Below are 26892 nucleotides of genomic sequence, written 5' to 3' on the forward strand. Positions count from 1 at the left end.
CACGGCGACGGCCGGTGCCTCAGTTCGCCGCCGGCGCCGACAGGGCCGCCTCCATCACGGCCCGCGCGATCGGCGCCGCCGCGCCGTTGCCGCTGATGCCGCCGCGGTCCGCCGCCGCGTCCTCGACGACCACCGCGACCGCCACCGCCGGCTGCGGTGCCCCCTCGGCGCGGGCCCAGGCGATGAACCAGGCGTACGGGGTACCGGCGTTGCCGACGCCGTGCTGCGCCGTACCCGTCTTCCCGCCGACCCGCGCGCCGCGGATCGCCGCGTTGCGTCCGGTGCCGTCCTCCACCACCTTGACCATCAGCTCCTGCATCCGCAGCGCCGTGGACGGGCTCATCGCCCGGCCCAGCGAACGCGGATCACCGCGCCGGACCTGCGAGCCGTCGTCCTGCGTCGTGCGGTCCACCAGGTACGGGGACCTCAGCTCGCCCCCGTTGGCGACGGCCGCCGCCACCATCGCCATCTGCAACGGCGTCGCCCTCGTGTTGAACTGCCCGATCGAGGACAGCGCCAACTGGTCCTGGCTCATGTCCGTGTCGAAGTTCGACCGCGACACCCACGACGGCACCCGCAGCCCCGCGTCGTTGAACCCGAACCGGTCCGCCGCCCCGGCCATCCGCCGCAGCCCCACCTGCACCCCGATCTTGGCCATCACCGTGTTGCAGGACCACTGCACCGCCTCCGCCATCGACGCGTCCTCGCACCCCGTGCCCGCGTTCGGCAGCAGGGTGTGCGTCCCGGGCAGCGGGTACGGGTCCGGCGTCCGGGTCGGCGCGTCCACGTCGGTCACCACGCCCGCGTCCAGTGCGGCGGCCGCCGTCACGATCTTGAAGGTGGACCCGGGCGGGTACGTCTCGCGCAGCGCACGGTTGAGCATCGGCCGGGCCGGATCGGCGTTCAGCCGCGCCCAGGCCGCCTCCACCCTGCCGCCGGTGCCGGAGAGCAGGCCGGGATCGTACGAGGGGCTGCTGACCAGGGCGAGGATCTTGCCGGTCCCCGGTTCCAGCGCGGCCACCGCACCCCGCTTGCCCGCGAGGCCCCGGTACGCCGCCCGCTGGAGGGCGGCCCGGATGGTGGTGACCGCGTTGCCGCCGCCGGGGCGCCCGCGCGAGAGGTCGTACCAGAGCGGGAAGGCGGAGAGCCCCGGGTCGGTGCCCGACAGGAGCGGGTCCTCGGCGCGTTCGACGAAGCTCGTCCCGTACGTCTGGGAGGAGAAGCCCGTGACGGGCGCGAACAGCGGGCCTTCGGTGTAGGTCCGCTCGTAACGCAGCACCTGACCGCTGTCGCGGGAGCCGGTGACGGGCCGGCCGTCGACGATGATGTCCCCGCGCGGTTCGGCGTACCGGTCGATGGCGGGGCGCTTGTTGGCCGGGTTCGCGCCGTAGGCGGCGGCCTCCCAGACCTGCACCCGGCCGACGTTCACCAGCAGGGCGAGCAACAGCAGGGCGCAGAAGTACGCGCACCAGCGGATGTAGCGGATCACGCGAGGGCCTCCTGCGGCTCGGGCCTGCGGGCGCTGTCGCTGAGCCGGACCAGCAGGGCGACGATGATCCAGTTGGTGACGACGGAGGAGCCGCCCTGGGCGAGGAACGGCATGGCCATGCCGGTGAGCGGGATCAGCCCGGTGACCCCGCCCGCGATGACGAACACCTGGAGGGCGACGATCGAGGCGAGCCCGGTGGCGAGCAGCCGGCCGAACGGGTCACGCAGCGCCAGCCCGGCCCGGAAGCCCCGGGCGACGAGGAGCCCGTACAGGAGCAGGATCGCGGTCAGGCCGACGAACCCTAGCTCCTCCCCCGCCGTGGCGAGGACGAAGTCCGACTTGGCGGCGAAGCCGATGAGGAACGACTGCCCGTGCCCGAGGCCCGCCCCGAGCAGGCCGCCGGCGCCGAAGGCGAAGAGGGACTGGGCGAGCTGACCGGGGCCCTCGCCGCGCTCGATGGAGGCGAAAGGATTCAGCCAGTCCTCCACGCGGCTGTGCACGTGCGGTTCGAACGCGCCGACGGCGTAGGCGCCGAGCGCGGCCAGGAGCAGCCCGATGGCGATCCAGCCGATCCGCCCGGTCGCGGTGAACAGCATGATCACGAAAAGGCCGAAGAAGAGCAGCGAGGTACCGAGGTCCCGCTCCAGGACCAGCAGCCCCACGCTGAGCAGCCAGATCGTCAGGATCGGCCCCAACACCCGCCCCGGCAGCAGGCGCAGCTTCCAGAACAGGAGCCGACCGGTCAGCGCGAGGGCGGTGCGGTTGGCGGCGAGGTAGGCCGCGAAGAACACGGCGAGCAGGATCTTCGCGAACTCCCCGGGCTGGAAGGACAGCCCGGCGAACCGGATCCAGATGTGGGCGCCGTTGACGGCCGGGAAGAACACCGGGACGAGCATCAGCGCGAGGGCCGCGGTGACGGAGAGGTAGGCGTACCGCTGGAGCACCCGGTGGTCCCGGAGCACGAACACCACCAGGACGAAGAGCACCACCCCGAGCGCGGACCAGCGCAGCTGGTCGCCCGCGGCGGGCTCGCCGGGGGTGCTGAGGTCCAGCCGCTGGATCAGGACCAGCCCGAGGCCGTTGAGCAGCGCCGCGATCGGCAGCAGCAGCGGATCCGCGTACGGGGCCCTGAGCCGGACGGCGAGGTGCGCGAGCAGCGCGCCCCCGGCGAGGCCGGCCGCGTGGTGCCCGGCCGGCCGGGGGATCCGGCCGGTGGCCGCGAGCCCGACGGAGAGGTAGCCCAGCACCGAGATCAGGACCGCGCCGACGAGGAGGGTGAGCTCGATCCCCCTGCGCTTGGGGGCTCGGGCGTCGGGGGGCGGGGGCGGAACGGGTTCCGTCACCTTCGCCGTCAGGGCGGTCATACCAGGAAACGTAGCAAGGGAGCGGAGGGTATGTCCGCTTATGTCATAGTGTGCCGAAGAGTCGTCAGAAACGGTCAGGACGGCGTCAGTCAGGGAAGAGGGCCGCGACGCAATGGGACCAGTCGAATTCATCGTCCTCGCCTTCCCGGAGGAACAACTGCGGGTGAACGCCGTGGAGGCCGTCATGGGCCTGCGCAAGACCGGGGTGGTCCGACTGATCGACGGCCTCGTCGCCACCCGGACGGCCGCGGGCGAGGTCCTGGCCGCCGAGTTCGACGAGTACGTCGAACTCCGCGGCCTGCTGGCCGGCCGCGACGTGGCCCGACTGATCGGCCCGGAGGACGTACGGGAGGCCGCGGAACTCCTGGACCGGGGCAGCTGCGCGCTGCTCCTCGTGGTCGAGCACGTATGGGCCCAGGACGCCGCCGTCGCCGTACGGGCCGCCGGCGGCCGCATCGTGGGCTCGGTCCGCATCCCGGCGGAGCGGGTGGGGGCACCGGTGGCGGGGCGGACGGAGGGTCGGGCCGAGGGGCAGCCGGAGGGGCGGGCCGACGGACAGGTGGAGGTCGCGTGATGTTCATCCGTCCGGTGGGCCCCACGGTCACGGCGGCCACCCGCCCGCCGGGCCACCCCCTCCTACGAGGCCTCCTCCGCCGAGCGGCGGGCGCGGCGGAGTGGACGCAGGGCGAGGAACGGGAACGCGAGCGGGAGCGGGAGGAGTGGGAGCGCACGGGGTGGGGTGAGGAAGTGGCGTCGGGGGGCGCGGGGGCCGGTGGCGCCGGGGAAACCGGGCGAGCCGCCGACGCGCTTGCGGACCTGGAGGGGGACACGGAGGTCCGGGGAGCGGACGCACGGGAGAACGCGCCGGAGGGAGCTGCGGAGGGTCGGCCGCCGGAGGCGGCCGCCCACCCGGAAGCCGCCCGCCCAGCCGGACCGAACACCCCGGGGACCCCCGAACGGGCGCCGACCCCCCAGACGGGCCTCGCAGCCGAACTCACCCAACTGGCGGCCCTGGCAAGGGAAGGCCTACTGACCCCGCACGAGTTCACGACGGCCAAGTCGAAGCTGCTGAGGGGGTAACGGCCGGTCGGGGCCCGAGGGCGGGGTCCCGTCGATCCGGACCAGGGAGGGTTTGGGGGGTTCCGCCACCCTCCGACCCCGCCCCCAGAACCGACCCCGGCGCCCCGCCCCTCCCCCACCCCCGAACGGATGGCGCCCGCGACTCGGCCGACTCCGTTGGGGGATTCGTCATACCGGGCGTGGCAGCATCCGGGGAGTGGAGGTGATTTTGTGACAAAACGACTGGTTCGTCTCGGGTGCATCGCTGCGGTGTTGGTCGCCGTCGGGTCCCCGCCCAGCGCGCAGGCCGAGCCCGTCGGGGAGCTGCTCGTCCGGCTGCAGGGGCTGTACCAGAAGGCGGAAGAGGCCAGCGAGGCCTACAACGCCGCCGAGGTCGCCCTCAAGGCGCGGCAGGACGACGAGCGGCGGCTCGGCGTCGAGTTGGGGCGGACCCGGACCGCGCTCGGTGCCGAGAAGGCGGCCGCCGGGCGGCTGGCCCGGGAGCAGTACCAGGGCTCGCGGGAGTTCTCCCCGTACCTGCGGTTGCTGCTCTCCGGTGACCCCCAGCAGGCCGTCGACCAGCGGCGGCTGACCGCCCGTGAGGGGGCCAGGCGCGCCGGGGTCGTGGCGCGGCTGGAGCAGGGCGAGAAGCGGGCCGGGGCGCTGGCCGCCGAGGCGCGCAAGGCGTTGGAGGCGCAGCGGGTCCTGTCCGGGGAGCAGAAGCGGCACCGGGAGGACGTCGCGGCCCGCCTGAAGGAGGTCGAGCGGCTGCTGGCGGCGCTCACGCCCGAGGAGTTGGCCCGGCTGGGGGAGCGCGAGGAGGCGGTGACGGCCGGGGCGCAGCGGGACCTGGTCGGTTCGGGCCGGCTGCCCGACCGTACGGGTACGCCTACGGCGGCGGGTGGCGCCGCCCTGGGGTTCGCGACGGCACAGATCGGCAAGCCGTACGTGTGGGGTGCCGAGGGGCCGGGGTCGTTCGACTGTTCCGGGTTGACGTCGAAGGCCTGGGAGCACGCCGGGCGGTCGATCCCCCGTACCAGTCAGGAGCAGTGGGCGCGGCTGCCGAAGGTGCCGTTGGACCGGCTGCGGCCGGGGGACCTGGTGGTGTACTTCCCGAAGGCGACGCACGTGGCGCTGTACGTCGGTGACGGCAAGGTGATCCAGGCGCCGCGTCCGGGGGCAGCCGTGAAGGTGTCGCCGATCGCGGCGAACCCGCTGCTGGGGGCGGTGCGGCCGGATCCGGAGGGGACTCCGTTGGCGGAGTTCACCCCGCCGCCGCTGCCGGCGGCCGCGACGGCGGGGGGCGATGCCGGTTACTCGGCGGAGGAGGCTCCGGACGCGGTGGAGGAAGCCGAACCGGCGGCGGAGCCGGCGGCCGCGCCGACCTCGGCGAGGTAGTCGGCCGCGTCCTCGGGGTCGTAGAAGTAGCCGTCGAAGTCGGCCGGGTTGTCGAAGCCGTTGGCGAAGCGGTCCGCCACCGGCTGGAGCTGCCCGGCCGCACCGATCAGGTTCAGCACGTGCTCCGGGGGGACGCCCAGCATGGCGTTCGTCCACTGGGTCACCGGCTTGCCGGTGGTGAACCAGTACTTGTCGAACGTCGCCTTCATCCATGCCTCGTCGAACGGGTCGTCCCCGTGCATGAGGATCGAGGAGAGGTACGAGGCGGCGCACTTGGCGGCGGAGTTCGAGCCCTGTCCGGTGATCGGGTCGTTCGCGACGACCACGTCGGCGACGCCGAGGACGAGGCCGCCGCCGGGGAGCCGGCCGATCGGATTGCGGACCACCGGGGCGTACCGGCCGGCGAGGGTGCCGCCCGCGTCGGTCAGTTCGACCTCGGTCGCACGGGCGTGCTCCCAGGGCGTGTACGTCTTCATGAGGTCCAGCGTCAGCGCGAGGTGCTCCGAGGGGTCGTTCACGCCCTTGAAGACGTCGAGCGGGCCGCCGGGGACGCCCTCCCAGAAGAGGATGTCGGCGCGGCCGGAGGTGGTGAGGGTCGGCATGACGAAGAGTTCGCCGACGCCGGGCACCAGGTTGCAGCGGACCGCTTCGGTGTCCGGGTGTTCGGGGCGCGGGCCGAGTCCGTGCACGTAGGCGACGGCCAGGGCGCGCTGCGGGGCGTCGTAGGGGGAACGCGCCGGGTTGCGTCCGAACATCGAGACGAGTTCGCCCTTGCCGGCGGCGACGAGGACGAGGTCGTACGTGCGGGAGAAGTAGTCGAGGTCGGCGACGGACGCGCCGTGGATGACCAGCTGGCCGCCGCGCTGCGTGAACGTGTCGAGCCAGCCGGCCATCTTCACGCGCTGGTCGACGGACTGGGCGTGGCCCTTGAGGCGGCCGAGCCAGTCGATGGGGCGGGAGCCGTCGGGAGCGGCGACCGAGACGCCGAGCCCCTGGATCCTCGGGGCCTGCCGCTCCCAGAAGTTGATCCCGAGGTCCCGCTCGTGCTGCAGCGCGGTGTCGAACATGCACTGCGTGGACATGACCCGTCCGGTACGGATCTCGTCCGCCGTCCGGTTGGACATGAGGGTGACCTCGTAGTCCTTCGCCTGGAGGCCGAGGGCGAGCTGGAGGCCGGACTGGCCGGCTCCTACGACAAGTATCTTGCGCATCTCACGTTCTCAATTCGGGCTGTGGGGACCGTGCGGACGGGGACGGTATAGCACCGGACCGGCGGGGCCGTAAGGGCGTACGGGCCCGGCGTGGAACCGGACGGACGAACGGATCGGACGAACGGATCGGACGGGCGGCCGGACCGTACGAACGGACGGGACGGACCGGCCCCGCCCGACGACCCTATTCGGGCGTCTCGTCCAACGCGTGGCCCACCAGGGTCAGCAGGGACTCGACGACCGACTCCCGGCGCCGCGCGTCCATGATCAGAACGGGCACCCCGGGCGGGAGCGACAGCGCCTCGCGCACGTCCTCGGGCGCGTACGCGTGGGAGCCCTCGAAGTGGTTGACGGCGACGGCGTACGGCAGGCCGCAGCTCTCGAAGTAGTCGAGGGCCGGGAAGCAGTCGCGCAGGCGGCGCGTGTCGGCCAGCACGAGGCCGCCGATGGCGCCGCGCACCAGGTCGTCCCACATGAACCAGAAGCGTTCCTGGCCCGGCGTCCCGTACACGTACAGCACGAGGTCGTCGGCGAGGGTGACGCGGCCGAAGTCCATGGCGACGGTCGTGGTGCGCTTGTCCGGGGTTCCGGTCAGGTCGTCGGTGGGGCTGCCCGCCTCGGTCATGACCGCTTCGGTGCGCAGCGGGGTGATCTCGGAGAGGGAGGACACGAAGGTCGTCTTGCCGACGCCGAAGCCGCCGGCGACGAGCACCTTGACGGCGACGGGCGCGCGCGAGCGGTCGTACTGCCAGGGCCGTACGGGCTCGTCGTCCACGAGGGCGGCCGGGTCAGAGACGGCGAAGACCACTGAGCACCCTTTCGAGCAGTGCGCGTTCGGGACGGCCGGTGCCGTGCCCCGTGCCGTAGACGCGTACGCGACCCTGGTCGGCGAGGTCGCTGACCAGGACGCGGACGACGCCCAGCGGAAGTCCGAGCAGGGCGGATATCTCGGCGATGGTGCGCATGCGGCGGCACACCTCGACGATGGCGCGCATCTCCGGCGTGCGGTCGGTCGTCGCGGCCGTGTCGGTGTCCAGCGCGGCGACGAACGTCTCCACGAGCAGGACCTGCGTGAAGCGGGTGCGACCGCCCGTGAGGGAGTACGGGCGGACGCGGGCGGGGCGGCGGTCGGCGCCGCGTATCGGAAGCCGGTCGGAGGCCGTACTCCTCACGGTGTGTTCTCCATCGACTGGCGCAGCTCACTGCGGACTTCGGGGGTCAGGACGTGGCCGGCGCGGCCGACGAACAGGGCCATGTGGTAGGCGACGACGCTCATGTCGCAGTCGGGCGTGGCGTGCACGCCCAGCAGGGAGCCGTCGCTGATGGCCATGACGAAGACGGAGCCGTTCTCCATGGCCACCATGGTCTGCTTGACGGCGCCGAGCTCCATCAGGGCCGCGGCGCCGGTGGTGAGGCTGCCGAGTCCGGAGACGATGGTGGCGAGGTCGGCCGAGGCGCCGCGGGGGCCCCTGGGCCGGTCCTGCGGGGCCTCCGCGGGCTCGGAGGAGAGCAGCAGGAGGCCGTCGGAGGAGACGACGGCGACGGAGTTGACGCCGGGCACCTCCTCGACGAGGTCGGTCAGCAGCCACTGCAGGTTGCGGGCCTGGGTGCTCAGTCCGTACGTACTGGGCGCGGTCATGTGCGTGCCTCCTGTGCGGTGTCCCCCTGGTCGGTGCGCCCCTGCCCCTGGTCCTGCGTACCGTCCTGGTCCTGGTCCTGGTCCTGATCCTGATACTGGTCCTGGGCGAGTTCGGCGGCGACGACGCGCCGCCCGTCCTGGGCGCCCTGGTAGAAACCGCCGAGTCGGCGGCGCAGTTCCTCGGCGTCCACCCGGTGGGGTTCGGTGCGGGTCTCGGCGGTCCGGGTCTCGGCGGGGCGTGCCGGGCCGGCGGAGGCGCGCGGGGTGCGCTTGGGCAGTCCCTTGTCGGTGACGGCCTCGGTGACGGGGCGCCTGGGGGCGCTCTCGTGCCCGGGGTGGCTGCCTTGACGCGGGACGAAGTGCTCCTCGGCGTCGGCCCGCCGGTGCGCGCCCTGTTCGGCGTCGGGGGCGGGGACGGTGTAGGGCTGTGCGAGGAGCGACAGTCCTTCGTCCGGTACGGAGACCCGCGCGGCGGCGTCGGCGTCCGGACCGGGGCCCTGCGGGTCGGGGTCCGCCACCGTGAAGGCGTCCGCGTCGGCGTCGGCGACGACCCGCGCGAGGAGTTCCTCGCCCGCTCCGGGCGCGTCCGGCGCCTCGGCGGCCGGGGCGGGCACCGTGAAGACCTGCTCGGCGGGCGGCAGCTCCGCGGGCTCGTCGGCGTCGAAGGCCTCGGCCAGCGGGACCACCCGTACGGGGGTGTCCGCGTCGGCCCGCTCGCCCGGCGCGGGCTGCGGGGCGGAGGCCGTGAAGACCTGCTCGGCGGGGGGCAGTTCCCCGGCGTCGAAGCCCGCGAAGCCCTCACCGGCGTCGGTGGCGTGGCCGGCGTCCGCGTCGGTCAGGGCCCGGGCGGTCGGCTCCGTGTCGGCGAACACCGGCTCGGCGAACGCGGCGTCGAAAGCCGTGGTGTCGAAGGCCGTGGTGTCGAAGGCGCCGCTCTCGGCGGCCTCCGTACCGCCGGTCTCCGCTTCGACCGTCTCCGTACCGGTGCTCTCCGTAGCGGTGCTCTCCGTACCGGCGGGCTCCGTGTCGAAGGCCTCGGCGAGCGGGACCACCCGGGCGGGCGCCTCCACGGCGCCCGCCGGGTCGGGGTCGGTCAGTTGGGCGGGCGCGGCGGTCTCCGCGCCGTCGTGCCGGGGCCGCAGCCGCGGCCGCAGGGTGTTCTCGTTGGCTTCGGCGACCACTCCGGGCAGCTGGAACGCGGGCAGGCCCGGTTCGGCCAGGCTGTGGACGGCGGTGGCCGGGGCGCCGGCGGGCAGCAGCCCCCGCGGCACGACGACCAGGGCCTCGGTGCCGCCGTGGCGGGCGGCGCGCAGCTCGGCCGTGACGCCGTGGCGGGCGGCGAGTCGGCCGGCGACGTACAGTCCGAGGCCGAGGCCGTGTTCGGCCTCCGGTTCCTCGTCGTAGGCCTCGGGGCTGGCCAGCCGGGCGTTGAGGGACTCCAGGCGGTCCTCGGTGACCCCGATGCCGCAGTCCACGACGGACAGGACCACTTCGCCGGAGTCCTGGAGCCGGCCGGAGACCTTCACCTTGGCGTCCGGAGGCGAGAACGTCGTCGCGTTCTCCAGGAGTTCGGCCAGGACGTGCGAGATGTCGTCGGCGGCGTGCCCGGCGACCTGCGTGTACGAGGGCAGGGCGGCCAACTCGACGCGTTCGTAGCGTTCGATCTCGCTGACGGCCGCCCGCATGACGTCGACGAGTGGCACGGGCAGGCTCTGGCCGTGGCCGTGTTCCTGTCCGGCGAGGACCAGCAGGTTCTCGTTGTGGCGGCGCATCACCGTCGCGAGGTGGTCCAGCTTGAAGAGGGTGGCGAGCCGGTCCGGGTCGCCCTCCTTGGACTCCAGCTCCTCGATGACGGCGAGCTGCCGCTCCACCAGGCCCAGGGTCCGCAGCGACAGGGAGACCGAGGTGGTCGACATGTTGCGGCGGTGCTCTTCGAGGCCGGCGCGCAGCTCGGCGAGTTCCTTCTCCACTGCCTCGCGGCCCGAGGCGAGGGCCTCGTTGCGGCCGATGAGGCGGCGGCGGTCGGCGTCGAGTCCGGCGATCCGGGTGTGCAGGGAGACCGTCTGGTCGCGCACCGCGTTGAGGTGGCGGACGACCTCGGCGAACTCGTCGTTGCGGCCGGTGAAGCGCACCGGCTCCACCGAGCCCTCCGCGGTCGCCAGCCGTTCCGCGCCGCGGCGCAGGACGGACAGCGGCCGGGTGAGGGAGCGGGCGATGGCGGTGGAGAAGCCGATGACGAAGAGGAACAGCACGCCGAGTACGGCGACGACGAGTTCCAGGCGGGTCACGTCGTCGTCGCGCTGGGTGGCGAGGGCGGTGGCGCGGGTGCCCGCGAGGGTGGATTCCACGGACCGCATGCGGTCGATGCGGGCGGTGAGCGCGGCGCCGACGGCGCCTGCGTCGACCTTGCGGTCGGCGGGGGTCAGCGTGGGCCGGTCGGTGAGCCGCTTGAGGAAGTCGTCGGCGGTCTTGACCTCGGGGCCGGTGACGGTGACGGCGAGCGTCTCCCGTACGTCGGGCCGGGCCGTGCGCGCGAAGTCGTCGAGGGCGGCCTGTTCCCGGACGCGGGAGCGCTGCGCGGAGGTGGTGAGTTCGTCCACGACCGCGGCGTTGGGGGGCTGCTCGCCGCGGGGGACGGCCAGCGCGGCGAGCAGCAGTCCACGGGTGGCCGAGGCCTGTTCCACGGCGCGGCCGAGGGGGACCAGGGGGCGCGTGGTGGCCAGGGCGGCCTCGGCGCGCGGCGGGGTGAGTTCGACGAGCCGGTCGCCGGGGGCGAGGAGTTCGGCGAGGACGGCCGCGTAGGCCTGGTGGGCGGCGAGGGCGGTGCCCTTGCCGTCGACGGCCTCGGCGCGGACGGCCCGGACCTTGCCGAGGGCGCGCGCGAGTTCCTCGTCGGCCTCGGTCCGGACCTCGGCGAGTTGCCGGTCGGTGCGGGCGGTGCGCTCGTCGACGGAACCCTTGCCGGCGCCGGGCCGGCCCTTGGCCACGTACTCGACGACGGCGTCGCGCTCGTCGCCCAGGAGGTGGGTGAGGGTGAGGGTGTGCCCGGTCTGCTCCGCGAGGGTGACCAGGCGTTGTGAGTCGTTCAGTTCCCTCGTGGCGGAGACGACGGCGGGTGCGCCGGCCGCGAGGACGGTGAGTCCGGCGACTGCCACACCGATGACCAGCCTGCGGCGGACGCGTACGCGCCGTCCTGCCTTGGCGGGTCCGTCGGCGCTGGCGGTGCCGTTCTTCCGAGACCGCTTCTTCTGCACCGGTGCTCGCAATCCTGTACGTGTGCTCGTGCTCGTCTACTCGTGTGGCCGAGGTAACGGCCGGTCAACAAGTAAACGCCCCCTGCCTCCTCGTACCGCCTCAGACCTTTGCAGTGTGATGCGAAGAGAGCCGCACATCGCCCACCCGGCCACTCGAAGGAGTGAACATCAAGGAGGACTGGCCGACCAACTCGGGCACCCCGTGCCAGGGGACGCCCGTGGACAGGTGGTTGAAAGATCGAGCCGGGCTTTGGCACTATGCCCGCCCACATCGCGCGGACCCGCCGACGGGTGGGCCGTCGATGGCGGGCGCCCCTCCCTCGCATTGGTACGGACCTCTTGGCGCACGGGGGCTCACGCCGGGGTCCCGCGGCGGCCCCGGCGGGCAGAATGCCCCCATGCGCATCGACCTCGCCACGGCCCCCGGCGACCCGGAACGCCCCAATGAGGACTGGCTGTCGGCCTCGGCGCCCGCTTCGGGCGGCGGCGTCCTGGTGGTGCTGGACGGGGTCACCCCGCCGGGCGGCGGCGACGGGTGCGTGCACGGCGTGCCGTGGTTCTCGGCGCGACTCGGCGGCCGATTGACCGAACTGTCCGGATCGCGGCGGGACATGCCGCTGGACCGGATCCTGGCGCGGGCCATCGCCGACACCGCCGACGCCCACCGGGAATCCTGTGACCTTTCTCACGTACGGACCCCCCAGGCGACGGTCGTGATGGCCCGCTGGGACGGGTCCTGGGTGGAACACCTCGTGCTGTCGGACTCGGTGCTCCTGCTCCGCGGGGCGGACGGCGGGGTCGCGGCGGTGCTCGACGACCGGCTGGACCGGATCCCGCGCGAGGTCCTGGCGTCGGTCGCGGCGACGGACGCGCTGCGCAACGCCGAGGGCGGCTTCTGGACGGCGGCCGCGGACCCGGCGGCCGCCGGCCGGGCCGTCACCGGGCGCACCCCGCGCGAGGAGGTCGTGGCGGTGGCCGCGCTCACGGACGGGGCGAGCCGCTGGACGGACACGTTCGGGGAGGGCGATTGGGCGGCCTGCCTGGACGTGCTGCGCAAGGAGGGCGCCGAAGGACTGATCGGGCGGGTACGGGAGATCGAGTCCGATCCGCTGCGCCCGACAGCCCGGTACAAGCGGCACGACGACGCCTCGGCGGTCTACGCGGAGCTGTAGCGGGGCGGGGCCGGCCGGGCGGGCGCGCCGTCCGTCGGGGTCGGGTGCGGGGGGTGCGCGGGGTGCACGGCGTGCGCGGGGTGCACGGCGTGCGCGAGGGTGGACGGCCTGCGCGGGGGTGCGCGGCGGGCGGGGCTACTCCTCACCGGAGTTGAGCTGGCGCAGGAGTCGGGCCAGCTCCGCGACCTCGCCCCGGTCCCAGTCCGCCAGCTTGCGCATGTACTGCTCGCGGCGGGCGCCGCGGACCCGCAGGAAGCGCTCCCGGCCCTCCTCGGTGAGTCCGACGAGGAAGGCGCGGCCGTCGGCGGGGTCCGGCTCGCGGGCGACCAGGCCCAGGACCTCCAGGGCGCGCAGCTGGCGGCTCATGGTGGCCTTGCCGACCCCGAAGTAGGCGGCGAGTTCGGTGGCCCGCTGCCGGCCGGCCGCCTCCAGCCGGACGAGGAGTCCGTAGGCGGCCGGCTCCAGCTCCGGGTGCAGGGCGCGGGCCATCTCCCCGGAGGAGGATCGGGCGCGCCGGAGGAAGACGGACAGCTCCCGCTCCAGGGCGAGGAACTCCTGGTCTTCGCTTCCGTGCACGTCCGCTCCCATCGGTGGTGTGTGGCATTTCTGTAGCTGGGCCCGTGGGCGCCGCCGGGGCGCCGCCGACCCCTTGTTCGAGACCCGCGGCGCGGGGCCCCAGTATTTCGTAGCGGACGCGGCGAGGGCCCGGGGCCCCGCCGGAGCGGTTCCCGGGCCCTCGGTCGGGCGGCCGGCAGAAGGGTCGGTCGGGCCCTCGGTCGGGCGGCCGGTCAGGCGGCCTTGGTGAAGGAGACCTCCGCGGGCGCGAGGGCCAGTTCCAGGACCTGGCGTACGTCCGTCACCGGGTGCACCTCCAGCCCCTCCAGTACCTCGGCCGGGACGTCGTCCAGGTCGGCCTCGTTCCGCTTCGGGATGATCACCGTGGTCAATCCGGCCCGGTGCGCGGCCAGCAGCTTCTGCTTGACCCCGCCGATGGGCAGGACCCGTCCGGTCAGGGAGACCTCGCCGGTCATCGCCACGTCGGTGCGGACCTGCCGGCCGGACAGCAGCGAGGCGAGGGCCGTCGTCATGGTGATGCCGGCGCTGGGGCCGTCCTTGGGCACCGCGCCCGCCGGGAAGTGGATGTGGACGCCCCGGTCCTTCAGGTCGGCGACGGGCAGTTCCAGTTCGGCGCCGTGCGAGCGCAGGAAGCTGAGCGCGATCTGCGCCGATTCCTTCATGACGTCGCCGAGCTGGCCGGTCAGGGTGAGCCCGGCGGCCCCGGTCTCGGGGTCGGCGAGCGAGGCCTCGACGAACAGCACGTCCCCGCCGGCCCCGGTCACGGCGAGGCCGGTGGCCACGCCGGGTACGGCGGTGCGCCGCTCGGCCGGGTCCTGCGCGGACTCGGGGACGTGGTGCGGCCGGCCGATGAGCCCCCGCAGGTCGTCGGGGCCCACGGTGAGCGGCAGGTCCCGCTCCCCCAGTTCGTTCTGGGCGGCCACCTTGCGCAGCAGCCGGGCCAGGGACCGCTCCAGGGTGCGCACGCCGGCCTCGCGGGTGTACTCGCCGGCGAGCCGGCGCAGCGCCGCGTCCTCCAGGGCGACCTCGTCGGCGGCGAGTCCGGCCCGCTCCAGCTGGCGGGGCAGGAGGTGGTCGCGGGCGATGACGACCTTCTCGTCCTCGGTGTACCCGTCGAGGCGGACGATTTCCATCCGGTCGGCCAGCGCCTCCGGGACGGCCTCCAGGACGTTGGCGGTGGCCAGGAAGACCACGTCGCTCAGGTCCAGTTCCACCTCCAGGTAGTGGTCGCGGAAGGTGTGGTTCTGCGCCGGGTCGAGGACTTCGAGGAGGGCCGCGGCCGGGTCGCCGCGGAAGTCGGAGCCGACCTTGTCGATCTCGTCGAGGAGGACGACGGGGTTCATCGACCCGGCCTCCTTGATGGCGCGGACGATCCGGCCGGGCAGCGCGCCGACGTAGGTCCGGCGGTGGCCGCGGATCTCGGCCTCGTCCCGTACGCCGCCGAGGGCGACGCGGACGAACTCGCGGCCCATGGCGTGCGCGACGCTCTGGCCGAGCGAGGTCTTTCCGACACCGGGCGGCCCGACGAGGGCCAGTACGGCCCCGCCGCGGCGGCCGCCGATGACGCCCAGGCCGCGCTCGCCGCGGCGCTTGCGCACGGCGAGGTACTCGGTGATGCGGTCCTTCACGTCGCTCAGCCCGGCGTGCTCGGCGTCGAGGACCGCGCGGGCGCCGCGGATGTCGTAGGCGTCCTCGGTGCGCTCGTTCCAGGGCAGTTCGAGGACGGTGTCGAGCCAGGTCCGGATCCAGGAGCCCTCCGGGCTCTGGTCGCTGGACCGTTCGAGCTTCTCGACCTCCTTGAGCGCGGCCTCGCGGACCTTCTCGGGCAGGTCGGCGGCCTCGACGCGGGCCCGGTAGTCGTCGGTCTCCTCGCCGTCCTTCCCGCCGTTCTCCCCGTTGAGTTCGCGCAGTTCCTTGCGGACCGCGTCCAGCTGGCGGCGCAGGAGGAACTCGCGCTGCTGCTTGTCGACCCCGTCCTGCACGTCCTTGGCGATGGACTCGGCGACGTCCTGTTCGGCGAGGTGGTCGCTGAGCCGGCGGACGGCGAGGCGGAGCCGGGCGACCGGGTCGACGGTCTCCAACAGCTCGACCTTCTGGGCCACGGTCAGGAACGGCGAGTAGCCGGAGTTGTCGGCGAGCGCGGAGACGCCCTCGATCTGCTGCACCCGGTCGACGACCTGCCAGGCGCCGCGCTTCTTGAGCCAACTGGTGGCGAGCGCCTTGTACTCGGTGACCAGTTCGGCGACGGCGCCGGGCAGCGGCTCGGGCTCCTGCTCGTCGACGCTCTCGCCCTCGACCCACAGGGCGGCGCCCGGCCCGGTGGTCCCGGCGCCGATGCGGACGCGGCCCCGGCCCCGGATCAGGGCGCCGGGGTCCCCGTCGGAGAGCCGACCGACCTGCTCGACGGTGCCGAGCACGCCGGTGCCCGCGTACGTCCCGTCGATCCTGGGCACCAGCAGCACCCGGGGCTTGCCGCTCCCCGACCCGGCCGCGGCCTGCGCGGCCTCCACGGCGGCGCGCACCTCGGCGTCGGACAGGTCCAGCGGAACGACCATCCCGGGCAGCACGACTTCGTCGTCCAGCGGCAGCACGGGCAGGGTGAGCGATACGGACGTCGAAGCCATGATGTTCCCTCCGGCAGTGAACTTGAGCTATGCCGACTCAATGCACGTGAGCCCCCCAATGTTCCCCACCCCCCGTTCGCCGGGGGCGAACGGACGTCCGGGTGTCGGGTCCGGGCGCTGCCCCGCTCGGTGGGTCGGCCCCGGAGCCTCAGGTCAGGGCGGAGGCCTCGATGTCGCCCGATGTCGTTTCGAGGCGCAGCCGGGAGGGCGCGGCGGGGGCGTGGGGCAGGGTGATGTCGCGGTCGCCGGAGGTGCTGGAGCCGGAGAGTTGGTACGGGGCACGCGGGACGCGCAGCGTGACGTCGCCCGAGGTGGTGACGGCGCTCACCGAGACCGGGACGGCCCTGAAGCCCAGACGGGCGTCGCCGGATTCGGAGCGGACGTCGGCCTCCGGGCCGGCCAGGTCGGCGGCGTTGATCGAGCCGGAGGACGTACGGACCTTCAACGGGCCCGCGATCCGATCGGCCCGCACGTCCCCGGAATCCGAGGTCAGCTCCGCGGCCGCGACGCCCGTCACCGTGATGCGGCCGCTGCTGCTGCCGACCTTGACCTTCGCGGCGGCGGGAACCTCCAGGCGGTAGTCGACCCAGCAGGTCTCCGAACAACCGGTGGTGAAGGTGAGGACCCCGTCCGTCACCCGCTGCCCCGGCACGGGCGCGGTGTCCCCGCGGTAGTGCACGGTCCGGTGGACGACGACCCCGGGCCCGGCGCCGGCCGTCACCTCGACGGAACCGCTCCGCCCGTCGGCGACCTCGACGGCCGTGACCGCCTCGGTGACGGTGGCGTCGGCGGCGACGGACTTGGTGGACGTCTTCACCCCGATGTCGTCGAGGGAGCACCCCGCGAGCAGGAGCAGCACGGCGGCGGCCGTGGCGCCGACCGTCTTACGGGCGAGCAGGGCTGATGCGGTGTCGGATGCCATGCGCCAAGTCTGTCGACCGCCCCCGCCCACCACGCTGGTGCCGGTACCCGGGCCGGGGGTGGGGCTATCCCCCCGGGGGGCGGACGGGACCGTGGCGGGCCGCTTCGGCAGCGGGCCCGGGACCGGGAGCCGGGGTCCCCGAGGCAGGGCCGGCCCCGCCGCCGGACACCCGGCAGCGGGCGCACCGCCTCCCATCCTCGGAGCCCGGACGCTCCCCCGCATCCGCCGGCGGGCGCGTCCCCGAGGGGCGGGGCCACCGCCGGTGCGCACGGCTTCGGGGCGGTGGGGGCGGGTTCGGGTGCGGGGGCGGGGTGCACGTTCGCGGGCTCGGTCAGCCGGTCGGTGGGGTGGCGGGTGCCACCGGACGGCCACCGGCGGGGTCGCCCCACTCGCTCCACGAGCCGTCGTACACCGCCAGGTCCCGGTACCCGGCCAGCGAGGCGCCGAGGGCGAGGACGCAGGCCGTGACCCCGGATCCGCAGCTGAAGTAGAGCCGCTCGGCGCTCCCGGTCAGCGGCGCGAAGGCGGCGCGGAGTTCGGCCTCGGGGAGCATCAGCCCGTCGGGGCGCTGGAGTTCCCCGAAGGGGAGGTTCACCGCTCCCGGCATGTGGCCGCCGCGCAGGCCCGCGCGCGGCTCGGGGGCGGTTCCGGCGAAGCGGCCCCGGGTGCGGGCGTCGAACACCGTCGCGGCGGGGTCGGTCAGGGCCTTCGCGACGGTGTCGGCGTCCACCACCAGCCCGGGGCGCGGCCGGGGGGTGAAGGAGCCGGGCGGGCCGTCGTACGCGGGCGCCGTCTCCTCGACGGGCAGGCCGGCGGCCGTCCAGGCGGGTAGGCCGCCGTCCAGGACGGCGACCCGGTCGAAGCCCATCGCGCGCAGCATCCACCAGGCGCGGGCGCTGGAGTAGATCCCGGCGCCGTCGTAGACGACCACGGTGTCGGTGTCGTCCACGCCGAGGCCGCGCATCGCCGCGGCGAACTCCTCGGGGCCGGGCATCGTGTGCGGGGCGGCGCCGGTGTGGTCGGACAGGGCACCGTCGAGGTCGAAGGGCCGCGCTCCCGGAATCCGACGCTCCGCTCCCCGGTGGGCCCCGACGGAGGCGTCGAGGAGCACCAGCCCGCTCCCACCGAGCCGCTCCTCGACCCATCCCGCCCCGACGAGGGGCCCGGGCAACGCGTCGACGCCGGTCCGGGCGGCGGGAGGGGTGGGCACGGGTTCCGCTGACGGCGGCATGGGCAACTCCGAAGGCTCGGCGGGACACGGCGACGGAACAGGGCCGCCGCACGGCATGACCGGGTCATCCTCGCGCCCAACGCCCGCCCGGTCGCGCAGTTTTCCGCCGTCTCCGCACCCTCTCCCCCTCCCCCCACCCACACCACCCCACCCCGGCGCCACCACCGCCGACCGCACCGGCCGGCGGCAACCCCGAGCACCGGTGCTCCGCGCCCCCACCCCGCCCGGACGGGCCCCCGCCTTCGAACCGGGCCCCGACCGCCCGGAGTCGGCCCGACCGCCCGGAGTCGGCCCGGGCGGCCGGCGCCGTACCGCCGCCCCGCGGCGCGGGCCCGGGGACGCACGGGTGGCGCCGCCCCGGGTTCCGCCGGGCCGAGTCGGGGGTGGCCTCCTCGGCCCGGCCCGGGACGCGCGCGCCCCCCGCAGACACCCTCCCCGGCCCGGACGGCCACCCCACGGAGCCGCCCCGACTCCGCACGGGTGGCGCCGCCCGGGGCGCCCGCCCCCGCCGGCACGGCCCGGCTGCCGCGGCCACCCGCCCCCCTCCGGCGCGCCCCGCGCCCCCGCGCCCCTGGTTCAGTCGCAGCTGCCCGGGTGGGCGTACACCGCGATGCGGGCGCCGCGGACCGGGGTCATCGAGCACAGGGTGAAGGAGGACGCCAGGGTTTCGCGCTTGGCGGCTTCGTGCGGGTAGGGGTCCAGGGGCTGGCCGGCCGGGTCCAGCAAGGCGATCACCCGGGGGGAGGCGGCCAGCGCGGCGCGGACGGCGGCCGCGGTGCGCTCGGTGCCCTGGAGGCTGCGCGAGTCGGCCGGGCCGCGGTCCAGGGCCACGTCGCGCAGGCCCTCGTACGCGTCGGGCGAGGACAGCAGCCACTCCCGCCGCCGGGACGGCATGAACAGGACGGCGTCCCCCGGCCGGGCCCGCTCCCGGACGGCGGCGGCAACCGCGAGGACGTCGTCCTTGCGGCTGTCCGGGGTCCGCAGCCACGCCGACCACGTCCCGAACGGCACGGCCAGCACGGCCACCAGCAGCCACGGCACCACCCCCCGCGGCCGCGCGAGCCGCGCCCCGGCGAGCAGGGCGAGGCCGGTCAGGGAGTAGAGGACGTACCGGTCGACGTACCAGGGGTGGACGAGCGAGACGGCCATCAGCAGCCCGGGCGGGAGCAGCGCGAGCGGCACGGCGACCCGTACGAGGTCCCGTTCGCCCGCCGGGGCCTTCCGCGCGAGCAGCAGCACGGCGGCCGTGAGGACCCCGTACGCCGCCCAGTCCTGCCACGACGGCCGGCCGAGCCAGCCCAGTTGCTGCTGCGCCTGCCGGGCGCTGACCACCGCGAGCGGCAGCAGGCCGGCGAGGACGGCGGCGGCGCTCCACCGCCAGCCGCGCGCGTGCCGGGCGACCGGGGCGTGGGCGAGCAGCGCGAGGACGGCGAACTCGTGCAGCCAGCAGCCGAGGAGCAGCACGACCGCGTACGCGGTCCACCGCCCGCGCAGCATCAGGTGGGTCGCCCAGATCACGGCGGCCGCGACGAGCGCGTACGAGCGCCCCTCCTGCGCGTACATCTGCACGGGCGGCAGAACGGCGTAGGCGGTTCCGGCCCACAGCGCGGCCCGCTCGCCCGCCGCCCGGTGAGCGACCGCGGCCACTCCGGCGGCGGCGAGGGCCGTGCCGGCGACCGAGGGCAGCCGCAGCGCCCACGGGCCGCCGTCCCCGAGGGCGAACACCCCGTGCATCAGCAGGTAGTACAGGCCGTGGACGGCGTCGACCTGCCCGAGGAGTTCCCACAGGCCGGTCAGGGGCCGGTGGGCCACCTGCCAGGTGACGGATTCGTCGCGCCACATGCTGCCGCCGCCGGGGCCGCGCCGCAGTCCCCACAGGCCGAGGAGCAGGGCCACGGTCGCGGGGACCACGCGCCAGGGGGCGATGCGGCGGATGACGGCCTCCGGATGCTTTCGGACGGGGCGGTGGGCACTCCATACTCGGGGTCGGGGCCGAGACCCGCGGAGGTGGGTGTGCGAGCGTTCCGAAGGACGAGGCCACCGGCACGACCGGCGCGCACCGCGTCGCCGTCGCCGGCGCCGCTGGTGCGGGTGCGGGTGCTGGTGCTGGTGCTGGGAGCAGCGGCCCTCGCCGGCTGTGCCTCGGGCGCGGACCCGGATCCGGGCGCCGTCCCCGACCCGAAGCCCGCCGCGAGCGCCCCGGCCGCCCCCACCGCCGGCCGGGCACCTTCCCCGAGCAGCGTCCCGCCCCCCGCCACCGCGACCCTGCTGCGGGTCTCCCGTACCGGCGGCTACGCCGGCCGGACCCACACGCTGGTCGTCGAGGGCGACGGCTCCTGGGCCCGCCAGGACGGGCAGGGCCGCCCCGAGGGAGCCGGGAAGCTGGCGCCGGCCGCGCTGGAGGCGTTGCGCGGCGCGCTCCGGGAGGCCGATCTGCCGCGGCTGCCCCGGGTCGCGACGGCCGACCGGCCCGTCTACGACGGCTTCGTGTACGCCTTCGTCCACGGTCGCACGGAGGTCAGCTCCGACCAGTCCTCGCTGACCCCGGGCCTGACGACGGTCCTGGACCGACTGCCGCCCTTCGAGCCGTCACCCTGACGCACGGCCCCGCCCGGTGAGAGGTACGTCACCGGCGGCCGGCCGCCGGGCGGGACCCCCGGGGCCCGGGAAGGGCCGCGCGCACGGCCCCCGCCTCCCCCGCGACGGGCCGCGGCGGTGGTCGCGTCCCGGTGCTCCCTGTCCGAACCGTGCATAGCCGCAGGCCGGTGGCTCCTCTACGCTGCACCCCATCACGCGGGATCTTCAGGGGCGGGACATGGAACAGACACACACCACCCACACGGGCGCCGCGGCCACCCCGGGCGCCCAACGGCGCGTGCTCGTGGTCGAGGACGACCGCACCATCGCCGACGCCATCTCGGCCCGGCTGCGCGCCGAGGGCTTCCAGGTGCAGACGGCGTACGACGGTCCGGCGGCGGTCGCCGCGGCCGAGAGCTGGCTGCCCGAGCTGCTGGTCCTGGACGTCATGCTGCCCGGCTTCGACGGGCTGGAGGTGTGCCGCCGGGTCCAGGCGCAGCGGCCGGTTCCGGTGCTGATGCTGACCGCCCGGGACGACGAGACCGACATGTTGGTGGGCCTCGGGGTCGGGGCCGACGACTACATGACGAAGCCGTTCTCCATGCGGGAGCTGGCGGCGCGGGTCCACGTACTGCTGCGGCGGGTGGAGCGGGCCACGCTGGCCGCGCACGCCCCGCGCGGGGCGACCCTGCGCCTGGGCGACCTGGAGATCGACCACGCGCAGCGCCGGGTCCGGGTGCAGGCGGAGGACGTGCACCTGACGCCGACGGAGTTCGACCTGCTGGTGTGCCTGGCGGGGACCCCGCGGGCGGTGCTGTCCCGGGAGCAGTTGCTGGCCGAGGTGTGGGACTGGGCCGACGCGTCCGGGACCCGTACGGTCGACAGTCACATCAAGGCGCTGCGCCGCAAGATCGGGGCGGAGCGGATCCGTACGGTCCACGGCGTCGGGTACGCCCTGGAGACCCCGGCCCAGGCATGAGCGGCGGCACCTCGCAGCGTCGGCCGGGCGGCCGCCGGCCCGGTACGCGGGCTCCGGCCGGGCGGTCGGCGGGCGGGCTGCGGCCGTACTCGCCGTTCTCCATCAAGACGAAGCTGGGCACGCTCGTCGTGGTCTCGGTGTTCATCACGACGGGGCTGCTGCTGGTGGCGCTGCGCACCGACACCGAGCTGCGGTTCATCACGGTGTTCTCGGTGATCGCCTCGATGCTGATCACGCAGTTCGTGGCGCACGGCCTGACGGCGCCGCTGGACGACATGACGCGGGTGGCGCGGGCGATCTCCCAGGGGGACTACACGCGCCGGGTGCGCGGGGCGGGCCGCCGGGACGAGCTGGGCGACCTGGCCACCACGATCAACCTGATGGCCGACGACCTGGAGGCGGTGGACCGGCACCGCAAGGAGCTGGTCGCGAACGTCTCGCACGAGCTGCGGACGCCGATCGCGGCGCTGCGGGCGGTGCTGGAGAACGTGGTGGACGGGGTTTCGGCCGCCGATCCGGAGACCATGCGGACGATGCTGAAGCAGACGGAGCGCCTGGGCCGGTTGGTGGAGACGCTGCTGGACCTGTCCCGGGTCGACAACGGGGTGGTGCCGTTGCGGGCGCGCCGTTTCGAGGTGTGGCCGTACCTGTCGGGGGTGTTGAAGGAGTCGGGGTTGGCGGCCGCCGGGCGGCCGGGGCTGACGACCGGGTCGGGCGGGCACACCCGTAATGACGTGCACCTGCACCTGGACGTGTTCCCGCCGGTGCTGACGGCGTACGCGGACGCGGAGCGGCTGCACCAGGTGGTGGCGAACCTGATCGACAACGCGGTCAAGCACAGTCCGCCGCACGGCCGGGTCACGGTGCGGGCGCGGGCCGGGGAGGAGCCGGGGAGCCTGGAGCTGGAGGTCGTGGACGAGGGTCCGGGCATACCGGAGGCCGAGCGGCACCGGGTCTTCGAGCGCTTCAACCGGGGGGCCGCCCGGAGCGGCGACGGCGGCACCGGGTTGGGGCTGGCGATCGCCCAGTGGGCCGTGGGCCTGCACGGCGGCGCGATCGGCGTGGCCGAATCGTCACGAGGTTGCCGAATCCTTGTCACTCTTCCGGGCAGCTCACCGGCGGCGTCTTGACGTAGGGTTCGAGTGGGAAGGACATGATCTCGGCCACATGTGCCCGGGGTCGTCAGGGGTGCGAAGCCACGGAGGCCGCAACCTGGTTGTCGGCTACCCGAACCGCGCTTGTTTCCCGCCATTCCAAGCGGCGAAACCCGCCGTTCGATGTGACCTGCACGACGGAAGTCCCGCCCGGCCTGCATTGGGTGGCCGGGGAGGCGTAGCCTTTATCACCGCTGTCCATACCTTGTGAAGCGGAAGAGGGCGGTTGCCGCCGTGTCGCCACAGTCCCCCAGTAACCCGAGCACCACGACCGAAACAGCAGAGCGTGGGAAGACCCCTGCCTCAGGCTTCGGTGCGAATGAGTGGCTCGTCGACGAGATCTATCAGCAGTACCTCCAGGACCCGAACTCTGTCGACCGGGCCTGGTGGGACTTCTTCGCCGACTACAAGCCCGGGGGCGCAGTCGCTCCGGTGAAGTCGGACAGTCCCGAGAAGCCCACGACGACGGACGGCGCCTCCGCACAGGCCGCCGCTCCCGCCGCCCGGGGCCCGCAGGCCGCCGACGCCGCCACGGGGGCGGCGGGCGCCGCCGCCCCGGTCTCCGCCGCGCCCACGCCCGCGTCAGCTCCTGCCCCTGCTCCTGCCACCCCCTCTGGTGCCCCTGCTGTGACTGTCACCTCCCAGGCCCCGGCCGCCGCACCGGCCGCGCCCTCCCCTCAGGCCCCGGCAGCTCCGGCTGCCGCTCCCGCCGCCCAGAAGGCCGCGCCCTCCGCCGAGGCCCCCACGGGCCCCGAGCTGGTGACGCTCCGCGGCCCGGCCGCGGCCGTCGCCAAGAACATGAACGCCTCCCTCGACGTGCCGACGGCCACTTCCGTCCGCGCCGTCCCGGTGAAGCTGCTGTTCGACAACCGCATCGTCATCAACAACCACCTCAAGCGCGCCCGGGGCGGGAAGATCTCCTTCACGCACCTCATCGGCTACGCGATGGTGCAGGCGATCAAGGCCATGCCGGTCATGAACCACTCCTTCGCGGAGAAGGACGGCAAGCCGACCCTGGTCAAGCCGGAGCACATCAACTTCGGTCTCGCGATCGACCTGGTGAAGCCCAACGGCGACCGCCAGCTCGTCGTCGCCGGCATCAAGAAGGCCGAAACCCTCAACTTCTTCGAGTTCTGGATGGCCTACGAGGACATCGTCCGTCGGGCCCGCATCGGCAAGCTGACGATGGACGACTTCACGGGCGTCACCGTCTCGCTGACCAACCCCGGCGGCCTGGGCACCGTGCACTCCGTGCCCCGCCTGATGCCCGGACAGTCGGTCATCATGGGCGTCGGCTCCATGGACTACCCCGCCGAGTTCCAGGGCACCTCGCAGGACACCCTGAACAAGCTGGGCATCTCCAAGGTCATGACCCTGACCTCGACCTACGACCACCGGGTCATCCAGGGCGCGGCCTCCGGCGAGTTCCTGCGCATCGTCGCGAACCTGCTGCTGGGCGAGAGCGGCTTCTACGACGACGTCTTCGAGGCGCTGCGGATCCCGTACGAGCCGGTCCGCTGGAACCGGGACATCGACGCCTCGCACGACGACGACGTCACGAAGGCCGCCCGCGTCTTCGAGCTGATCCACTCCTACCGGGTCCGCGGCCACGTCATGGCCGACACCGACCCGCTGGAGTACAAGCAGCGCAAGCACCCCGACCTCGACATCACCGAGCACGGCCTCACCCTGTGGGACCTGGAGCGCGAGTTCGCGGTCGGCGGCTTCTCCGGCAAGTCGATGATGAAGCTCCGCGACATCCTCGGTGTGCTGCGCGACTCGTACTGCCGCACCACCGGCGTCGAGTTCATGCACATCCAGGACCCGAAGCAGCGTCGCTGGATCCAGGACCGCATCGAGCGTCCGCACTCCAAGCCGGAGCGCGAGGAGCAGCTGCGGATCCTGCGCCGGCTGAACGCGGCGGAGGCCTTCGAGACCTTCCTGCAGACGAAGTACGTCGGCCAGAAGCGGTTCTCGCTGGAGGGCGGCGAGTCCGTCATCCCGCTGCTCGACGCCGTCATCGACTCGGCCGCCGAGGCCCGCCTCGAAGAGGTCGTCATCGGCATGGCCCACCGCGGCCGGCTGAACGTGCTCGCGAACATCGTCGGCAAGTCGTACGCGCAGATCTTCCGCGAGTTCGAGGGCAACCTCGACCCGAAGTCGATGCACGGCTCCGGCGACGTCAAGTACCACCTGGGCGCCGAGGGCACCTTCACGGGCCTGGACGGGGAGCAGATCAAGGTCTCGCTCGTCGCGAACCCCTCGCACCTGGAGGCGGTGGACCCGGTCCTGGAGGGTGTCGCCCGCGCCAAGCAGGACGTCATCAACAAGGGCGGTACGGACTTCACCGTCCTGCCGCTGGCGCTGCACGGCGACGCGGCCTTCGCGGGCCAGGGCGTGGTCGCCGAGACGCTGAACATGTCGCAGCTGCGCGGCTACCGCACCGGCGGCACCGTCCACGTCGTGATCAACAACCAGGTCGGTTTCACCGCCGCCCCGGAGTCCTCGCGTTCGTCGATGTACGCGACCGACGTGGCCCGCATGATCGAGGCGCCGATCTTCCACGTGAACGGTGACGACCCGGAGGCCGTGGTCCGCATCGCGCGGCTCGCCTTCGAGTTCCGTCAGGCGTTCAACAAGGACGTCGTCATCGACCTCATCTGCTACCGCCGTCGCGGTCACAACGAGTCGGACAACCCGGCGTTCACGCAGCCGCTGATGTACGACCTGATCGACAAGAAGCGCTCGGTGCGCAAGCTGTACACCGAGTCCCTCATCGGTCGCGGCGACATCACGCTGGAAGAGGCGGAGCAGGCGCTCCAGGACTTCCAGGGCCAGCTGGAGAAGGTCTTCGCGGAGGTCCGCGAGGCCGCCACGGCTCCGGCCGTCGGCGCCCCGGTGACGCCGGCGCAGACCGCGCAGGAGTTCCCGGTCGAGGTGAACACCGCGATCTCGCAGGACGTGGTGAAGCGGATCGCCGAGTCCCAGGTCAACATCCCGGACAACGTCACCGTCCACCCGCGTCTGCTGCCGCAGCTGCAGCGCCGCGCGTCGATGATCGACGAGGGCACCATCGACTGGGGCATGGGCGAGACCCTCGCCTTCGGTTCGCTGCTGATGGAGGGCACCCCGGTCCGCCTGTCGGGCCAGGACTCCCGCCGCGGCACGTTCGGCCAGCGCCACGCGGTCCTCATCGACCGGGAGACCGGCGAGGACTACACCCCGCTGCTCTACCTGTCGGACGACCAGGCCCGCTACAACGTCTACGACTCGCTGCTCTCCGAGTACGCGGCGATGGGCTTCGAGTACGGCTACTCGCTGGCCCGTCCGGACGCGCTGGTCCTCTGGGAGGCCCAGTTCGGTGACTTCGTCAACGGCGCGCAGACCGTCGTCGACGAGTTCATCTCCTCGGCCGAGCAGAAGTGGGGCCAGACCTCCGGCGTCACGCTGCTGCTGCCGCACGGCTACGAGGGCCAGGGCCCGGACCACTCGTCCGCGCGTCCCGAGCGCTTCCTCCAGATGTGCGCGCAGGACAACATGACGGTCGCGATGCCGACCCTGCCGTCGAACTACTTCCACCTGCTGCGCTGGCAGGTCCACAACCCGCACCACAAGCCGCTCATCATCTTCACGCCGAAGTCGATGCTGCGTCTGAAGGCGGCGGCGTCGAAGGCGGAGGAGTTCACGACCGGTTCGTTCCGTCCGGTCATCGGTGACGCCACCGTGGACCCGAACGCGGTCCGCAAGGTCGTCTTCTGCGCGGGCAAGGTCTACTACGACCTGGAGGCCGAGCGGGAGAAGCGCGGCATCACCGACACGGCGATCATCCGCATCGAGCGGCTGTACCCGCTGGCGGGCGCGGAGCTCCAGGCGGAGATCGCCAAGTTCCCGAACGCGGCGAAGTACATCTGGGCGCAGGAGGAGCCGGCGAACCAGGGTGCGTGGCCGTTCATCGCGCTGAACCTGATCGACCACCTCGACCTGGCGGTCGGCGCGGAGGTCCCGGCGGGCGAGCGGCTGCGGCGGATCTCCCGTCCGCACGGTTCGTCCCCGGCGGTCGGTTCCGCGAAGCGTCACCAGGCGGAGCAGCAGCTCCTGCTGAACGAGGTCTTCGAGGCGTAGTCGGCCCGGAGCGTCGAAGCGTGGAAGGCCCGGCCGAGGAGCGGTCCGGCCGCGCCGAGCACGCCGAAGCCGGCGCTGACGACACCCATCCGGCGGGCGGTCCCCGCGAGGGCGACGGCGG

At 73.8% G+C, this 26892-nt stretch carries 20 protein-coding genes; 8 read left to right on the forward strand and 12 right to left on the reverse strand.

Translation table 11 applies throughout. From position 1 onward, the window contains the following. Positions 1-19: 19 nt before the first annotated feature. Together AB0D46_RS10980 and AB0D46_RS10985 are read right to left on the reverse strand one after the other, a co-directional pair. On the reverse strand, positions 20-1489 hold the full coding sequence (locus AB0D46_RS10980; RefSeq protein ID WP_362876986.1) for a penicillin-binding transpeptidase domain-containing protein: 1470 nt from the start codon (positions 1487-1489) through the stop codon (positions 20-22). Further along, positions 1486-2853 (reverse strand): FtsW/RodA/SpoVE family cell cycle protein, encoded by a 1368-nt coding sequence (locus AB0D46_RS10985; RefSeq protein ID WP_362876987.1) that lies wholly within the window; start codon positions 2851-2853, stop codon positions 1486-1488. The genes AB0D46_RS10980 and AB0D46_RS10985 overlap by 4 nt, the downstream gene beginning before the upstream one ends. A gap of 112 nt (positions 2854-2965) precedes the next feature. Here AB0D46_RS10985 and AB0D46_RS10990 point away from each other — a divergent pair, with 112 nt between their 5' ends. The 3 genes from AB0D46_RS10990 to AB0D46_RS11000 all read left to right on the forward strand — a co-directional run bounded on the left by AB0D46_RS10990 (position 2966) and on the right by AB0D46_RS11000 (position 5310). Next, on the forward strand, positions 2966-3427 hold the full coding sequence (locus AB0D46_RS10990) for a DUF6325 family protein (RefSeq protein WP_362876988.1): 462 nt from the start codon (positions 2966-2968) through the stop codon (positions 3425-3427). Continuing rightward, positions 3424-3933, forward strand: coding sequence for a hypothetical protein (locus AB0D46_RS10995; RefSeq protein WP_362876989.1), 510 nt, complete (start codon positions 3424-3426; stop codon positions 3931-3933). The genes AB0D46_RS10990 and AB0D46_RS10995 overlap by 4 nt, the downstream gene beginning before the upstream one ends. Before the next feature lie 210 nt (positions 3934-4143). Then, entirely contained in the window at positions 4144-5310 is a 1167-nt protein-coding gene (locus tag AB0D46_RS11000) for an NlpC/P60 family protein (RefSeq protein ID WP_362876990.1), read from the forward strand. Here AB0D46_RS11000 and AB0D46_RS11005 read toward each other — a convergent pair. From AB0D46_RS11005 to AB0D46_RS11025, 5 genes are all read right to left on the reverse strand, one after another. Beyond that, positions 5226-6521, reverse strand: a complete 1296-nt coding sequence (locus AB0D46_RS11005; protein WP_362876991.1) for a styrene monooxygenase/indole monooxygenase family protein — start codon at positions 6519-6521, stop codon at positions 5226-5228. The genes AB0D46_RS11000 and AB0D46_RS11005 overlap by 85 nt on opposite strands. 184 nt (positions 6522-6705) lie before the next feature. Continuing rightward, entirely contained in the window at positions 6706-7329 is a 624-nt protein-coding gene (locus tag AB0D46_RS11010; protein ID WP_362876992.1) for an ATP/GTP-binding protein, read from the reverse strand. Then, the gene (locus AB0D46_RS11015; protein ID WP_362876993.1) at positions 7310-7693 is read right to left on the reverse strand and encodes a DUF742 domain-containing protein; all 384 of its coding nucleotides are present in this window, start codon (positions 7691-7693) and stop codon (positions 7310-7312) included. The genes AB0D46_RS11010 and AB0D46_RS11015 overlap by 20 nt, the downstream gene beginning before the upstream one ends. Then, a complete protein-coding gene (locus tag AB0D46_RS11020) occupies positions 7690-8160 on the reverse strand; it encodes a roadblock/LC7 domain-containing protein (RefSeq protein ID WP_362876994.1) in 471 nt (156 codons plus the stop codon). Before AB0D46_RS11020 ends, AB0D46_RS11015 begins: the two co-directional genes overlap by 4 nt. Then, a complete protein-coding gene (locus AB0D46_RS11025; RefSeq protein WP_362876995.1) occupies positions 8157-11414 on the reverse strand; it encodes a nitrate- and nitrite sensing domain-containing protein in 3258 nt (1085 codons plus the stop codon). The genes AB0D46_RS11020 and AB0D46_RS11025 overlap by 4 nt, the downstream gene beginning before the upstream one ends. Positions 11415-11812: 398 nt before the next feature. On the opposite strand from AB0D46_RS11025, the gene AB0D46_RS11030 reads away from it, so the two are divergent. Next, complete coding sequence (locus AB0D46_RS11030) at positions 11813-12586, forward strand: protein phosphatase 2C domain-containing protein (RefSeq protein ID WP_362876996.1); 774 nt, start codon at positions 11813-11815, stop codon at positions 12584-12586. A 135-nt stretch (positions 12587-12721) separates the two neighbouring features. Here the strand turns inward: AB0D46_RS11030 and AB0D46_RS11035 are convergent, their stop codons facing one another. The 5 genes from AB0D46_RS11035 to AB0D46_RS11055 all read right to left on the reverse strand — a co-directional run bounded on the left by AB0D46_RS11035 (position 12722) and on the right by AB0D46_RS11055 (position 19850). Beyond that, a complete protein-coding gene (locus AB0D46_RS11035) occupies positions 12722-13162 on the reverse strand; it encodes a MarR family transcriptional regulator (protein WP_362876997.1) in 441 nt (146 codons plus the stop codon). Positions 13163-13374: 212 nt separating this feature from the next. Beyond that, entirely contained in the window at positions 13375-15786 is a 2412-nt protein-coding gene (lon, locus tag AB0D46_RS11040; protein WP_362876998.1) for an endopeptidase La, read from the reverse strand. 148 nt (positions 15787-15934) lie between these two features. Next, the gene (locus AB0D46_RS11045) at positions 15935-16708 is read right to left on the reverse strand and encodes a DUF4097 family beta strand repeat-containing protein (protein WP_362876999.1); all 774 of its coding nucleotides are present in this window, start codon (positions 16706-16708) and stop codon (positions 15935-15937) included. A gap of 331 nt (positions 16709-17039) precedes the next feature. Next, positions 17040-17939, reverse strand: a complete 900-nt coding sequence (locus AB0D46_RS11050; protein ID WP_362877000.1) for a sulfurtransferase — start codon at positions 17937-17939, stop codon at positions 17040-17042. 576 nt (positions 17940-18515) lie between these two features. After that, positions 18516-19850, reverse strand: coding sequence for a hypothetical protein (locus AB0D46_RS11055; RefSeq protein ID WP_362877001.1), 1335 nt, complete (start codon positions 19848-19850; stop codon positions 18516-18518). Between the two features lie 180 nt (positions 19851-20030). On the opposite strand from AB0D46_RS11055, the gene AB0D46_RS11060 reads away from it, so the two are divergent. From AB0D46_RS11060 to AB0D46_RS11075, 4 genes are all read left to right on the forward strand, one after another. Continuing rightward, entirely contained in the window at positions 20031-20537 is a 507-nt protein-coding gene (locus tag AB0D46_RS11060) for a hypothetical protein (RefSeq protein ID WP_362877002.1), read from the forward strand. Between the two features lie 217 nt (positions 20538-20754). Beyond that, a complete protein-coding gene (locus AB0D46_RS11065; protein WP_362877003.1) occupies positions 20755-21495 on the forward strand; it encodes a response regulator transcription factor in 741 nt (246 codons plus the stop codon). Continuing rightward, complete coding sequence (locus AB0D46_RS11070; protein WP_362877004.1) at positions 21492-22625, forward strand: HAMP domain-containing sensor histidine kinase; 1134 nt, start codon at positions 21492-21494, stop codon at positions 22623-22625. Before AB0D46_RS11065 ends, AB0D46_RS11070 begins: the two co-directional genes overlap by 4 nt. A gap of 258 nt (positions 22626-22883) precedes the next feature. Then, positions 22884-26771: a multifunctional oxoglutarate decarboxylase/oxoglutarate dehydrogenase thiamine pyrophosphate-binding subunit/dihydrolipoyllysine-residue succinyltransferase subunit gene (locus AB0D46_RS11075; RefSeq protein WP_362877005.1), complete on the forward strand. Its 3888-nt coding sequence runs from the start codon at positions 22884-22886 to the stop codon at positions 26769-26771. The last annotated feature ends 121 nt before the right edge of the window (positions 26772-26892 follow it).

This window comes from Streptomyces sp. NPDC048383, assembly GCF_040651775.1.
Taxonomy (GTDB): Bacteria; Actinomycetota; Actinomycetes; order Streptomycetales; family Streptomycetaceae; genus Streptomyces.